This window comes from Rhizobium sp. rho-13.1, assembly GCF_007000305.1.
GTDB lineage: Bacteria > Pseudomonadota > Alphaproteobacteria > Rhizobiales > Rhizobiaceae > Rhizobium > Rhizobium rhododendri.
In genome coordinates this window covers 714463-728166 of record NZ_SCFL01000001.1, presented here as the reverse complement: position 1 = coordinate 728166, position 13704 = coordinate 714463, and the positions used below count along the sequence as shown (strand labels likewise).

The 13704-nt window shown below is 62.8% G+C and carries 7 protein-coding genes; 1 reads left to right on the top strand and 6 read right to left on the bottom strand.

Going from position 1 to position 13704, the window contains the following annotated elements; genetic code table 11:
- Positions 1-50: 50 nt before the first annotated feature.
- The 4 genes from EQW76_RS03715 to EQW76_RS29300 form a co-directional block, all read right to left on the bottom strand.
- Positions 51-1106, bottom strand: coding sequence for a glycine betaine/L-proline ABC transporter ATP-binding protein (locus tag EQW76_RS03715; RefSeq protein ID WP_142823100.1), 1056 nt, complete (start codon positions 1104-1106; stop codon positions 51-53).
- Positions 1099-2010 (bottom strand): proline/glycine betaine ABC transporter permease, encoded by a 912-nt coding sequence (locus EQW76_RS03710; protein ID WP_111222951.1) that lies wholly within the window; start codon positions 2008-2010, stop codon positions 1099-1101. The genes EQW76_RS03715 and EQW76_RS03710 overlap by 8 nt, the downstream gene beginning before the upstream one ends.
- 241 nt (positions 2011-2251) lie before the next feature.
- Positions 2252-3250: an ABC transporter substrate-binding protein gene (locus EQW76_RS03705; RefSeq protein ID WP_142823099.1), complete on the bottom strand. Its 999-nt coding sequence runs from the start codon at positions 3248-3250 to the stop codon at positions 2252-2254.
- A gap of 711 nt (positions 3251-3961) precedes the next feature.
- Positions 3962-4105: a hypothetical protein gene (locus tag EQW76_RS29300; RefSeq protein WP_162854764.1), complete on the bottom strand. Its 144-nt coding sequence runs from the start codon at positions 4103-4105 to the stop codon at positions 3962-3964.
- Positions 4106-4323: 218 nt separating this feature from the next.
- Here EQW76_RS29300 and EQW76_RS03700 point away from each other — a divergent pair, with 218 nt between their 5' ends.
- Positions 4324-5778 carry a cobyric acid synthase gene (locus EQW76_RS03700; RefSeq protein WP_142823098.1) on the top strand — a complete coding sequence of 485 codons (1455 nt, stop codon included), beginning with the start codon at positions 4324-4326 and terminating at the stop codon, positions 5776-5778.
- Positions 5779-6052: 274 nt separating this feature from the next.
- Here the strand turns inward: EQW76_RS03700 and pbpC are convergent, their stop codons facing one another.
- Both pbpC and EQW76_RS03690 read right to left on the bottom strand, forming a co-directional pair.
- A complete protein-coding gene (gene pbpC, locus EQW76_RS03695; protein ID WP_142823097.1) occupies positions 6053-8137 on the bottom strand; it encodes a penicillin-binding protein 1C in 2085 nt (694 codons plus the stop codon).
- Complete coding sequence (locus EQW76_RS03690; RefSeq protein WP_142823096.1) at positions 8137-13599, bottom strand: alpha-2-macroglobulin family protein; 5463 nt, start codon at positions 13597-13599, stop codon at positions 8137-8139. Before EQW76_RS03690 ends, pbpC begins: the two co-directional genes overlap by 1 nt.
- Positions 13600-13704: the final 105 nt, after the last annotated feature.

Genomic DNA, 13704 nt, shown 5'->3' with positions numbered 1-13704 from the left:
TGCGGGCCGCTTGATCGCGTCTGTTCAATCGTAAATCGTCAGCGGCGGCGTCAGGCCGCCGCTTTTGCTTCCGGGACGGTGTGGCTGGTCGGCGTCACCATCGCCAGGATGATGCTGTGCAGATCGAGCGAGCCGATCGGCTTGCCGGCTGCGTCGACCACCATGGCCACCGTCTGGTTGGCGCCGGTCATCTGGCGCGCAGCCATCTCCAGTGTCATGTCGCCCGCAAGGCGCATAGACGAGCCTTCGCCGGAGATCGGCTTCATCACCGTTTGCACCTTGATGACCCGTCCGCGGTTCACTTCCTTGACGAAGGCGCTGATATATTCATCGGCGGGCTGCAGGACGATGTCCTGGCCGGAGCCCTGCTGGATGACCTTGCCGTCGCGCAGGATGGCGATCCTGTCGCCGAGCCGCAACGCCTCGTCGAGATCGTGGGTGATAAAGACGACGGTCTTCTTCAGTTCCTTCTGCAAGTCGAGCAGCACGCTTTGCATATCGACGCGGATCAGCGGATCGAGCGCCGAGTAGGCTTCGTCCATCAACAGGATATCGGCGTCATTGGTCAGCGCCCGCGCAAGCCCGACGCGCTGCTGCATGCCGCCCGACAGCTGGTTCGGAAAGTGGTTCTCGAAGCCATCGAGGCCTACGCGTGCAATCCAGTGGCGGCCCTTCTTCTGCGCCTCCGCGCGTGGCACCCCCTGGATCTCGAGGCCGTAGACGGTGTTTTCGATCACAGTGCGGTGGGGAAGCAGCGCGAACTTCTGGAACACCATCGCCGTCTTGTGGCGTCGGAATTCGCGCAGCGCGCTCTCGGTCATCTTGCAGACGTCGACGCCGTCGTAGAGCACCTCGCCGGCGGTCGGGTCGATCAGCCGGTTGATATGGCGGATCAGCGTCGACTTGCCGGAGCCGGAGAGACCCATGACCACGGTGATGGCGCCGGCCGGCATGTTGATGTTGATGTCCTGCAGCCCGAGCACATGGCCGTGCTTGACGTTGAGTTCGGTCTTGCCGAGGCCGTTTTTCACCTGCTCGACGTACTCGCGGCCGCGGGGGCCGAAGATCTTGTAGAGGTTCTTGATCTCTATCGCGTGACTAGCCATGGACCACCTCCGAATGTTTCTGCAGCCGCCTGCCGTATGCCTGGCTGGTACGGTCGAAAATGATGGCGATGGCGACGAGCGCAAAGCCGTTGAGGAAGCCAACCGTGAAGAACTGGTTGTTGATCGCCTGCAGCGTGTTCTTGCCGAGACCGCCCACCCCGACCATCGAGGCGACGACAACCATGGCAAGCGACATCATGATGGTCTGGTTGATGCCGGCCATGATGGTCGGCAGTGCCAGCGGGATCTGCACATTGAAGAGCTTCTGGGTGTGGGAGGATCCGAATGCATCTGCTGCCTCCAGCACTTCCTTGTCGACCAGTCTTATCCCGAGGTTGGTAAGGCGGATCATCGGCGGCACGGCGTAGATCACCACAGCGATCAGGCCTGGCACCTTGCCGATGCCGAAGATGACGACGACCGGGATGAGGTAGACGAAGCTCGGCATGGTCTGCATGACGTCGAGCGTCGGATTGATCACCGATTGCAGACGGTCGGAGCGTGCCATGAGGATGCCGATCGGCAGGCCGATGACGATGGCGATCAGGGTGCAGACGGTGACCATTGCGAGCGTGATCATCGTGTCGTTCCACAGCCCGAAAACGCCGATCAGGGCCATGGAAATGGCGGTGCCGATGACGATCTTTATATTGCGGCTGGCGAGGTAGACGATGGCCATCATGACCGCGAGGATGATGAACCAGGGCGTGTTGGTGAACAGCCACTCGAGGTAGTTCAGGAACCATTGCAGCGGCTGAACGACGATGTCGATCACAGCGCCCCAGGATCGCACCATGCCGCGAAAGCCGTCGTCGATGTTCTTGCGGCCTTCCCGGATGATCGTGTCGTTGATCGCCGGGAAGTTACACAGGAAATTCGGCAGAAAACTACATTGCAGAGCCATCACATTCCCCTTTTTATCCGGGCCCTTTTTATCGGGGCAGTGACGCGCAATCCGTGTGGCTATCAAGATTGCCGTCCGTGGTGCAGTGCTGATGCCGGTTCTCAGTCTGCTCGCCTGTCCGCCTTCAGGCGGACGCAGTGTGGTCGCGTGACCCCGTCGGTGCGTGCGCTTCCAAGGGGGAGACGCGATCCTTGCAGCGGCGAGAGGTGAGGGCAGGCCTCCCGGCCTGCCGTCGCATCGTTCAGATCGAAGCCTTGACCTTCGTCGCGACATCGGGAGCCACCCACTTGGTCCACATGTCCGGATAGGTCTTCAGGAAATACTTCGCGCCGTCTTCGTTGGTGCCCTGGTTGTCCGTCATCCAGGCCAGCACCTTGCCGACGGTTCCGTTGTCCCATTTGCGGGTCTTGACGTAGTCCATGGCAACGCCGGCCTTTTCGGCAAAGGACTTGGTGACGACGGTAAAGACGTCAGAGACAGGATAGGAATTGACCTTGGGGGCCGCGCAATCCTGCTGCGAGGTGCAGGCGTCCCATTCCTTCTTGTCATGGGGAACGCCGAAGCTCAGCTTGACCATTTCGTACTTTCCGAGGATCGCGGTCGGTGCCCAATAGTAGCCGAGCCAGCCAGTCTTCTTCTCGAAGGCATTGGCGATCGAGCCGTCGAGGCCGGCTGCCGAGCCCGTATCGACCAGCGCAAAACCTTCCTTCTCGGCGCCAAGCGCCTTGTAGAGGTTGGCGGTCGAGATCTGGCAGTTCCAACCCGACGGGCAGTTGTAGACGGCGCCCTTGGTCTTGTCTTCCGGGGCAGGGAACAGCTCTGGATGCTTCAGGGCGTCCTGCACGGTCTTGATGTCCGGATGGGCGTCTGCGAGGAATTTCGGTATCCACCAGCCTTCGACACCGCCGTCGCTGAGCAGCGGGGCTGCCTCGATCAGGCGACCTTCGGCGGTGGCCTTGTCAAGCGCGGTCCGAACGGCGTTGACCCAGAGTTCCGGGGCGATATCCGGCTGGCCCTTTTCGTTCATCGAGGTGAATGTCGGCTGGGTGTCGCCGGTCACCAGCGATACCTTGCAGCCATAGCCGTTTTCGAGAATGATCTTGTCGACCTGCGCAGCGACGCCGGCGGAGGCCCAGTTCATTTCGGCGATAGAGACGTCGCCGCACTCCGCTGCACTTGCCGAGCCAGCGAGCGCATAGGTACCTGCTGCGAATATAACGGAAGCGATGAGCTTCTTCATGTGAAAGTTCTCCCAGTTTCTTGCCGTTGATCACGTTCGTGCATCCGGCCACGGAGGTCGCCCACGATGTGGCGCGCCCACCCCTGACCGTATCTGCTTCACCGATCCAGCCGCCCGAAAGCGTCTATGCCGGTCCCCTTTGGTATGTCCGCTGTTATTGTGCCTGAGGATAAAAGATCCCCCGGCGCGCGCTTTTTCATACCTTGAAATCGAGCCTAAGGATTCATGCGGAGAAATCAACCGGGGGGATGTGCGGACAGATGCCGGGACTATCGCTGGGCTGCCGGAAAAGCCTGCAAAATAGCCTGAGAGGTGAGGCTACTGGCTGCAAATTGTGCATGCGCGAGGCAAAAAAGGTCTTTCTAAAATGCGGACATGGAGAAAAGTTCAATTGCTACGCCTGCGCAAGACGTTTTGTATTCCATTCGCGTCCTCCGACGGCTGAGCGCGAGCCGTGAAAAAAATCGAAAAAAAACACGATTCATTCTTAATTAACGTCTCAATAACCATCCGGTAACCGTGTCCGTCTATTGATTGTGCCAAGGCGGCGACACCGCTGTTTCTCCGGATCAGGTACTGCGTCCCGGAGAAAGCCTGTCTCGCGCCTCTGCCGAAGACCTCCGGTATATAAATCGCGCCGCGCTGTCCTGCAGCCGGCGCGATTTTTGTCTGTGCGTGTAGGGTATGGATCGAGCGGTGCAGTCTGGCGTGTCAGCCAGCGGAGCCTGTGCGCACGACGCCAACCGTTCCGCTGCGGATATCCAGTTCCTGTGCGCGGCTTTCGGCCTTCTGCGACGGGACCTTCGAGCCCCAGGCGATCTGGATCGAATTCTTGTTGTTGAAGACGAAAAGCATTCCGGTATCCTCTGCGCCGGAAGCCCGGCCTTGTGCGTGATGTGGCGTGCAGATAATGCTGTTGTCGACACGAAACAACGAGCGAAGTCGTCATCGTTTGTCGCAAATAGAGTAGTCATCCAGGTGGCCGTCGAAGCGCGGTGACATCGCTCGATAATTTCGACAGAACGGCTGTACAGCAGGGGCTCAAGACGAGCCGATACCGGGAATTTCAGACTATGACCAGGGCGATCATGCTGCAGGGGACCGGCTCCGATGTCGGAAAAACGGTATTGGTGGCGGGCCTCTGCCGCCTTGCCGCAAACAGGGGACTGCGGGTCCGTCCCTTCAAGCCCCAGAACATGTCCAACAACGCCGCCGTTGCCGACGACGGCGGGGAGATCGGTCGAGCACAGTGGCTGCAGTCGCTCGCCTCGCGCGTCCCATCCTCCATCCACATGAACCCGGTGCTGCTGAAGCCGCAATCGGAGGTGGGCAGCCAGATCATCGTCCAGGGCAAGGTCTGGGGGCAGGCCAAGGGGCGGGACTATCAGGCGCTGAAGCCGAGATTGCTGGCGTCGGTGCTCGAAAGCTTTGCCCTTGTCGGCGATGGCGCCGACCTCGTCATTGTCGAGGGTGCGGGGTCGCCGGCCGAAATCAACCTGAGGCCCGGCGACATCGCCAACATGGGCTTTGCGACCCAAGCCGGCGTTCCCGTCGTTCTCGTCGGCGACATCGACAGGGGCGGGGTCATCGCCTCGCTTGTCGGCACGCATGCCATTCTGTCCGATGAGGACCGGGGGATGATCGCAGGCTACATCATCAACAAGTTCCGGGGAGACGTGTCGCTTTTCGACGACGGGCTGGCGGCCATTCACAGCTTTACCGGCTGGCCCTGCTTCGGCGTCGTGCCGTGGCTGAAGTCGGCGGGAAGGCTGCCGGCGGAGGATTCCGTGGTGCTGGAGCGGCTGGCGCGTGGTGGTGCGGGGGCGCTCAAGATCGCTGTACCGGTGTTGCCGCGCATCGCCAATTTCGACGATCTCGACCCGCTCAGGGCCGAGCCGGATGTCGACCTGGTCTTCGTACGCCCCGGCGATCCGCTGCCGACGGACGCCTCACTGGTGATCCTGCCGGGCTCAAAGTCGACGATATCAGATCTCGAGCATTTCCGCAGGCAGGGGTGGGACCGCGATCTTGCGGCGCATGTGCGGCGTGGCGGACGGGTGATCGGGGTCTGCGGCGGCTATCAGATGCTAGGAACGACTATCCGCGATCCGCTCGGCATCGAGGGCGACGTATTGGAAACGCCCGGCCTCTGCCTCCTCGACGTCGAGACGTCGATGGCGCCGGAAAAGACGGTGCGCAACAGCTTTGCGCGGTCGACGGAGTATGACGCACCGCTCAGCGGCTACGAGATCCACTTGGGCGAGACGACCGGCAGCGACTGCGCCCGCCCGCCCGTCATCATCGATGGCCGTCCGGATGGAGCAATCTCCGGCGATGGCCGTATCATGGGGACCTACCTGCACGGGCTGTTCGAAAGCGACACCTACCGCGCCCGCCTCCTCCAAAGCTTCGGCCTCTCCGGCGATCGCAGCAACTACCGCGAGAGTGTCGACAAGGCCCTCGACGATGTCGCCAGCGAACTCGAGGCGGTGCTCGACAAGGACTGGCTCGGACGCCTGCTGGGATAGGGGGGTGATATTTCTCCTATTCCGCAGTCGTGCACTATCGGCCAAGCTCGCTCTCTCGTCCCTCATTCCGCGGCTCGTCAAAGGAATCCAGTGCGCTCAAGTCCTTGAGCGCGAGTGACTTTTACGGCAAAAAGCCCTCTTGCGGCGCAGACCCGGCGTGGCTGGATCGCTGTGACGAGCACAGCGAGGAGGGAGGCAGGCAATGCCGGCGGCTCTTCCTCTTTCTTCGGAATGAACCAACGCCTGCAGGATGGGTGTGGTCGACCCTCGACCGTTACTGAAGAAACACACCCACGGTTGCGGCGCGGCCGGCGGCGTCGATGACTGTGAGTGTGGAATAGCCGTCGCCGTCCGGGGTCCATTGGCTGGTGCGGTTGCGGGCGATGGTGGCGAGGGGCTTGCCGTTGGCGAGCCAGCGGAAGGGCGCGCGGCCGCCCTGCAGCTTGAGGACCAGCGGCATTAGCCGACCGTCGCCCGTTTCGCCGAGTTCGACATGGGCGCCTTCCGGCGGATAGACGATCTGCGGCGCGGGTTCGCGGGTGGTAGCGGCCATCAGGCCGCTGGCGTCCATTGAAAAGCGGCGCTGGCTGATCGGCAGCTGCGCCTGGGCGATGCGCACCGCGCCGATCGGCGCTGACGGCAGCGGCGTGATGCCGACGCCGGATTTTGCGAAGGCCTGGAACAGGATGGGGGCTGCGGAGGCGTAGCCGGTGAGGCCGGGGACTGCGCCATTGTCGGGCCGGCCGACCCAGACGCCAAGCACATAGCGTCCATCATAGCCGACCGACCAGGCATCGCGGTAGCCGTAGCTGGTGCCGGTCTTGTAGGCGATGCCGTGCTGGGCGCTGCCGGCGGGTGCGATGATGCCCGATAGCACATCTGCGACATTCCAGGCGGCGACGGGCTCCAGCAGCGGCTGGCTGTCCACGACTTCGGGCTTGTCGACGATGCCGTCGCCGAGTTTCACCGGATTGCTGCGGTTTGCGAGGCCGGCGTAGAGCTGCACGAGGTCCTTCAGCGTGATGCCGAGCCCGCCGAGGCCGATAGCGAGCCCGGGCGTTTCATTCGCCGGCAGTACCGGTCGCACATTGGCGCGGCGGAAGCGGACCAGCAGCCGGGATGGCCCGACGGCATCGAGCACGCGGACGGCCGGGACGTTGAGGGAGAGTTGGAGGGCCTGGCGGACGGTGACGTCGCCCTGGTAGGTGGTGTCGAAGTTCTTTGGCCGGTAGCCGAAGAAATCGGCGGGCCGGTCCTCGATGATCGTTTCCTGCGAGAGCAGGCCTTCCTCGAAGGCGAGCCCGTAGATGAATGGTTTCAGCGTCGAGCCGGGCGATCGGTTAATGCGTGTCATGTCGATCCAGCCGGAGCGGCTGGCGTCGAAGTAGTTGGCGGACCCAACCTCGCCGACGATTTCGCCGGTGCGGCTGTCGGCCATGACCATGGCCAGCGATACTTTTGGATCGAGCCTGGCTGCAGATTCGCGGGCGACGGCCTCCAACCCTTGCTGGATGCTGCGCTTGAGGGTCGTGTGGTGCTGGCCCACCGACGGTTCTTTTTTGAGGGCTGCCTCGGCGAGATGTGCGGCATAGGCCGGAAGTTGCAGCCGGCGGGCGGGGATGGGGCTGAACTCGGCGCGCCCGGCCTCGCTGTCGCCGACGATCTCGGCCACGGCCATGCGGGTCAGCACCCGTTTTCGTGCAGCCTCTGCCGCCTGCAGATGGCGGTCCGGCCGGCGCTTTTCCGGCAGTTGCGGCAGCGCCACCAGCAAGGCCGACTGGGCCACTGTCAATCGCCGGGGCTCCTTGCCGAAATAGGCGAGGCTTGCGGCGCGGATGCCTTCGAGGTTGCCGCCATAGGGGGCGTGGGTGAGGTATAGGTCGAGGATCTCGGTCTTGCTCAGCCGGCGCTCGATCTGGATGGCGCGGGCCAGCTGCAGCAGTTTTGCCCCGAAGGTTCGCTCGGGGCGCGGCTCGATAAGTCTTGCCACCTGCATCGAGAGTGTCGAGGCGCCGGAGACGATGCGCCCGTGGGTGACGAACTGAAGGGCCGCCCGCCCCATGGCCACGATGTCGACGCCGTGATGCTCGTAAAATCGCCGGTCCTCATAGGCGACCAACATGCGGACGAACTGCGGATCGACGTCGGCAGCTGTGGTTTTCAGGCGCCACCGGCCCTGCGGCGTGGCGAAGGCCCGTAGCAACTGGCCATCGCTGTCCAGCACCTCGGCCGATGTCACCATGGCTTTTTCAAGCGGCGGCGGATAGGCCTTGTCGGCTGCCTCGAGGCCGAGGCCAGCCGCCAGCGCCAGAAGCAGCGATGCCGATGTGCCGATGCCGAGGGTGCGCCAGAACCGCATTATTTTGCTGCCTCGACCTCCATGCGGCCCGTCGCCGTGCGGGCGAAGAACTGCGGCCGGTACATGTCCTCGACATTGGCGCCCGGCATATCGTAGGTTCCCGGCGTCACGGCGCGCACGACATAGGCCAGCGTGATCTCGCCGCTCTCGTCAGCAGCACGGTCGACGGCGGCAGCGAAGCGATCGCTGCGGAATTCGACATGGGCCGGATTGACCTCCTGCAGGAAATCGAAGTTCGACAGCTGGGCGCTGTTGACCAGCCCCGGATTATCGATCTCGAAGCCGGCCGGCAGCAGATCGGTGATCATCATCTTCGAGGGCCAACTGTTGGTTTCGTTGACTTTCAGCACCACGACGTAGCGCTCGTTCTGCTTCACCTCGCTGATATTCGCCTGCTCACCACCGAAGGTGTAGAAGCTGCGCTCGATGGTGAAACCGTTGCTGCTGGCGGTCAGCGGCTGTTTTGGTGCGGCTATCGTGGTGACGGTGGCGGAGATCGGCTGGGCCGTCTGGTTGGTGACGGTGATCGGGTGGGCAAGCAGTTCGTCCCCGGTCAGCCGGGTATTGTAGGCGCCGGTATGCGCCGTGCCGTCGATGTTGAGCTTCAGGTCTTCGTCGCCGGTCTGCAGGGCACGGGCTGCGAGCAGCATCCAGGTCTGTTCCTGGGTGCTGGTGTTTCCCTTCTTCTGCCATTCGGTGGCGACGAGCTTGGTCAGGCCAGGGACAATGGGCGGCACCGGGCGGGCTTCCGTCGCCAGTGCCAGAACGGCCGCACCGTCACGCAAGGATGAACCGTAGTCGGAGCGCACGAAGCTGACCCTGGTCACGGCATCCTTTTCTGCCGTCTGCATGGCATCGAGGAAAACGTTGCGCGAGCGCTGTGCATCGCCGTAGAGAGCGAGGGCCGCGGCGATATGCGCCTTGGCGAGCGGTGTCGGGAAGCTCGACAACATGGTATCGGCATAATAGCGCAGGTCGCTGATCGCTGCCTTTCGATTGCGGGCGAGGACGTAGACCGCATAGGAGATCTCGTTACCGTTGTCCTTGATGTTGGCGTCGACGCCGACCGCGTTTTGTAGGTTGTCGAGCGCCTGCACCATGGCTGAATCAGGCACGTCGAACTTCTGCTCGCGGGCACGGGTCAGGAAATCGGTGACGTAGGCATCGAGCCAGAGATCGCCGGAACCGGGGCTCCAGAGGCCAAAGCTTCCGGTGGACGACTGGTTGGCAAGCACCTTGTAGATGGCATCCTGCACGCGCTTTCGTACCTCCGGATCGTCCGGCAAGCCGGATTTCTTGGCGAGCTCACTGAAATAGAGCAGCGGCATGGCAAGGCTCGTCAGTTGCTCGGTGCAGCCATAGGGATACCGGTCGAGGCTCATCAGCAGCGCCGGGATATCGAAGCCCTGGGCCCGGGCGACATTGAGGCTGACGGAGGCGCCCTGCAGCAGGCTGTCGGCCAGAAGCTCGCCGTTGACTGTCAGGCTCGCGCCTGCCGCAATCGTCAGCGGCCGGGCTTCGGTGACCGGGAGCGACGATGGGCGGACGGGAATGTCGAGCGATTGCTCCAGCGACAGGCCGTTCGGGCCCGACAACTTGATCGAGACGACACCGGCTCCCGGCTGTGCGCCGGTCAGCGGCAGGGTCAGGGCGACCTTGCCACCTGCGGCCAGCTTTACGGTCTGCGACGCATCCTTCATGGCGATGCTGACGGCCGGGTTGCTGGTGACCTGTACCTGGTAATTGCCTTCCGGCGCATCGGTGTTGGCGATGTCGAGCCGCAGGCGGCTGGCGTCGCCGGGGGCGAGGAATTTCGGCAGGCTGGCGGTGACGACGACGGGGTCGCGGATGACGACGTCGGTGCTGGCATGGCCGACGCCGTGCTTCGACCAGGCAACGGCCATGATGCGGGCGGTGCCGTTGAACTGCGGAATGTCGAATGTGATGTTGGCTTTGCCCGACGCATCGAGCTTGACCGGGCCGGAGAAGAAGGCGACCAGCTTTTCGGTCGGGGGACTGCCCTGTAGTGCCACCGCCGCGCCATCGCCACCAGTGCGAATGGTGCCCATGGCGCCGAGCGAGCCGTCGATCAGCCGGCCGTAGAGGTCGCGGATTTCAAGCCCGAGCCGACGCTGGCCGAAGTACCAGCCATCGGGATCCGGCACTTCGTAGCGCGTCAGGTTGAGAATGCCGACATCGACGGCTGCCACGGTCACATAGGCTTCTTCGCCTATACCGGCACCGGCGACTTCCACCGGGATGACCAGAGGCTGGCGTGGCAGGGTCTTTTGTGGCGGCGTCAGCTTGACGGACAGTTTTCGCTGGGCGGGATCGACCTTCAGCCATTTCACGCCGATGGCTCGCATCGGCATGTGGCTGTCCTGCGCATCGCCCGGACGGAAGAGGGTGGAGGTGACGTAGGCGCCGGCGCCAAAAGCCTCGGTCACCGGAATGTCGATCTCGCCACCGCCGGCCGCAATGCTCGCCGTCTGGGTCGAGACAAGGTTTTCGGTGCCGATGGTGACGAGCACTTCGCCGGCAAAGCGTGGGGAAATCTTCAGCTTGGCGGTGTCACCGACAGCATAGCTTTCCTTGTCGAGGCCGACTTCGAGGGCGTCCGGCGTCTCGGTCGAGGATGCCGCGACGTACCAGCCGGCGTCGAACTCGACGCTGGAGGCCGGGCCATCGACGGCTGCGGTTTCGATCTCTAGACGATAGCGCCCGAAAGCGACGGGAACTGCGATTTCGGCGCCGTTTTCGGCTGTCGCATCAATCGTGCCGTTGGCGACCAGCTTGGTCGAATTCACCGGCTCATACTTCCATCCGGAGCCGTCGCGGTACCACTGGTAGTTCTGCTCGATACTTAGCAGTTTCCAGTTCAAACCGGACATCGCCTGCTTTTTGGCATCCCGGTCGATGGAGATGACATGAAACTTGCCGATGGCATTCTCGCTGAGATTACCGTCGAATTCCGGCTTGATGCCGATCATTGGTCTCTGCGCCTTGACCGGTAGCGTCAGCGACCGCTCGACGGCACGGCCGCCGGCTTCCTGCATGCGCAGCGTGATATTGGCATTCAACAACTGTGTGGTGGAAGGCAGCGTGGCGAGCGAGACATCGAAGGTCTCGTGGCCCTGGTCGTCGACCGGCTCCAGGCCTTCGAGAGGCACCTTGGTGTCCTCGCTCGCCTGCTCGTCGGCAAGCCCGAACAGATAGCCAGGGAAATCGGCGCTTTCGCGCGTCGTCTTCAGCGCGACGTCACCTTCGATGGTGAGGCCGGCAGCAGGCGCGCCATAGAGGTAGCGACCGTCCACCGACACTGCGGCGGGCGCATCGAGGTCGATGGTCTTTGCCTCGCTCTTCAGATCGAACTCTATCCGGTCCGGCACGAAATCATCGACCAGAAACTGCTTTTCGCCAATCGCCGTGCCCTTCGGGTCGGTGAACACCTGCATCGTCCAGGTGCCGCGCATGGCGTTTGTCTGCAGGGGCAAGTCGATCGTGTAGCCGCCGAGCAGGCCGCCATTGCTAACGACGCGGCGATCCTCGACGCCATCCGGCCGGTTGAAGATAAAGGTCAGCGGCAGGTTCTCGATAGCTGCCGAGGCGCTGTCGCGGGCGAGCACCGAGGCGTGCACCGTCTCGCCGGCGCGGTAGATGCCGCGTTCTGTCCAGGCGAGCACGTCAATGGCGCCGGGTGTCTTGCGGCCAGTGACACCGCGATCCGACAGGTCGAAGCCGGCGCGCGTCATGTCGAGGAACACATAGTCCTTGTCGCCGTCCTTGGCGGTGATGACGGCGGGCGTCATGGCCGCCGTTCCGCGCATCAGGCCTGCGGTAAAGGTGGCATGGCCGTTTTCATCGGTCTTGGCCGTGCCGAGGATTTCATTGTTCTTGGCGAGCAACTGCAGCTCGACGCCGGCGAGCGGCTTGGCAGTGTCAAGCGAGCGGGTGAAGACGCTGAGGCCATCGGTGCCGGCATAGGTGGAGAGGCCGATATCGGAGACGACGAACCATTGTGTCGCCTGCGAATCCCATTCCTGGCCGCCGCCGTTCTGCACGGTCGCGGTCATAACATAGATACCGGGCTTGCGCTGCGGCAATGCCTGGTCGACCGGGAAGCTGGTGACGACGTCCTTGTTGAGATCGGACTTGATGTCGATGGCGCCCTGCCACACCAGTTCGCCGGATTCATCCTGCAGGCGCTGGGCGCTGTAGCCATCCAGTTGCGTCAGGAACTGCGAGGAGGTGAGCAGCGGCGCGATGCCACGGTCGCCGATCCGGTAAAGTTTCAGATTTGCTGTGGTCGCGTTGACGGAGACGAGCGGGATGCCGTGGCGAACGGTTTGCGGCAGCACGAAGTTGTCGCCGGTGAAATGCACCGAGGCGGTGCGATCCTTGACGTAGATGCTGACGTCAGCGGTCTTTTCGAGAGTTTCATCGACCGAGGAGGGCAGGCCGGCGCGAAAGGAGATCTTGTAGCGCTGCCCATGGGCAAGTCCCTCGACGCAGATCTGGTCGTCCTTGGCTTCCATCGCGTTCGGCGTTGCGCCATCGACGGTGACGAAGGGTGTGTAGTCCGTGCCGCTCTTGATGAGCTTTTCCGAGAACTGCACGCAGGCGCGCGGGGTCGTGCTGTCATTATCTATGGTATTGGCGAGAATGCGGAAACCCTTGCGGCTTTTGAGGTCGGCATAGGCAGCGGCAACAGTCTTGGAATTGACCAGCGCGAGGCTCGCCTTGTAGGCGCTGAGAGCGGCGCGGGCGTTGTCCGAATTGGCCAGCGACGCCGCGAGCACTGCGAGGGCGTCGGCGCGGCTCTCCTTGGTGCGTGTCAGCTGGTAGCCATTCAGCGCGGCAATGGCGGCCTGGCCGGCAATTTCGGTATTGTTCTTGATGCTGTTTGCTGTACGCGCCGTTTCGATCCAGAGGACGGGATCTTCCGGCGTAATGGACAGGGCGCCAAGAAAGGCTTTTACGGCTTCTGCCGGATTCTTTGCGGATTGCTCTACATGGGCGAGCGCCACCAGGCTCTGGACGCCTTGCGTCTTCTGGTCATCGGTCAGAGCGAGGTTCGCTTTTGCCTTCGCCGCATCGTCGCGCAGCTTGTCGCTGATGAAGGGCAAAGCGGGTGCGGCGCCGATATCGGGCTGGGCTGTGACTTCGACGATCTTGCCGGCAATGGCGCCCGGAAAATCGTTCAGCTGGTTGAAGTCGGATTTGAGGAAACACCATTTCACCTTCGGATTGTAGGTGAAGGCGCGGCAGGAGCGATCGGCGATACAGGTCGCCTCGCATTGCTCGATTGTCTGGTTCTGGACGGTGCGCAGGTCGAAGCCGAAATAATCGCCGCCGGGGGTGGTCACCACCTGGCGACTTGCGTCCGCCGCCTGTCCGGGCGCGAGAGAAAGGAAAGCGCCGAACAAAAGAGCCGACAGTCCGATAATCGCGCGCCGTGACATAGCCCATACCCCCCAAGCAGTCAGCCGATGCGGCGCACTCTTGAAACATATCGGCAAATTGTCAATCGCTGAGATGCAACCGCCCTGAAATGAAACACGACAACA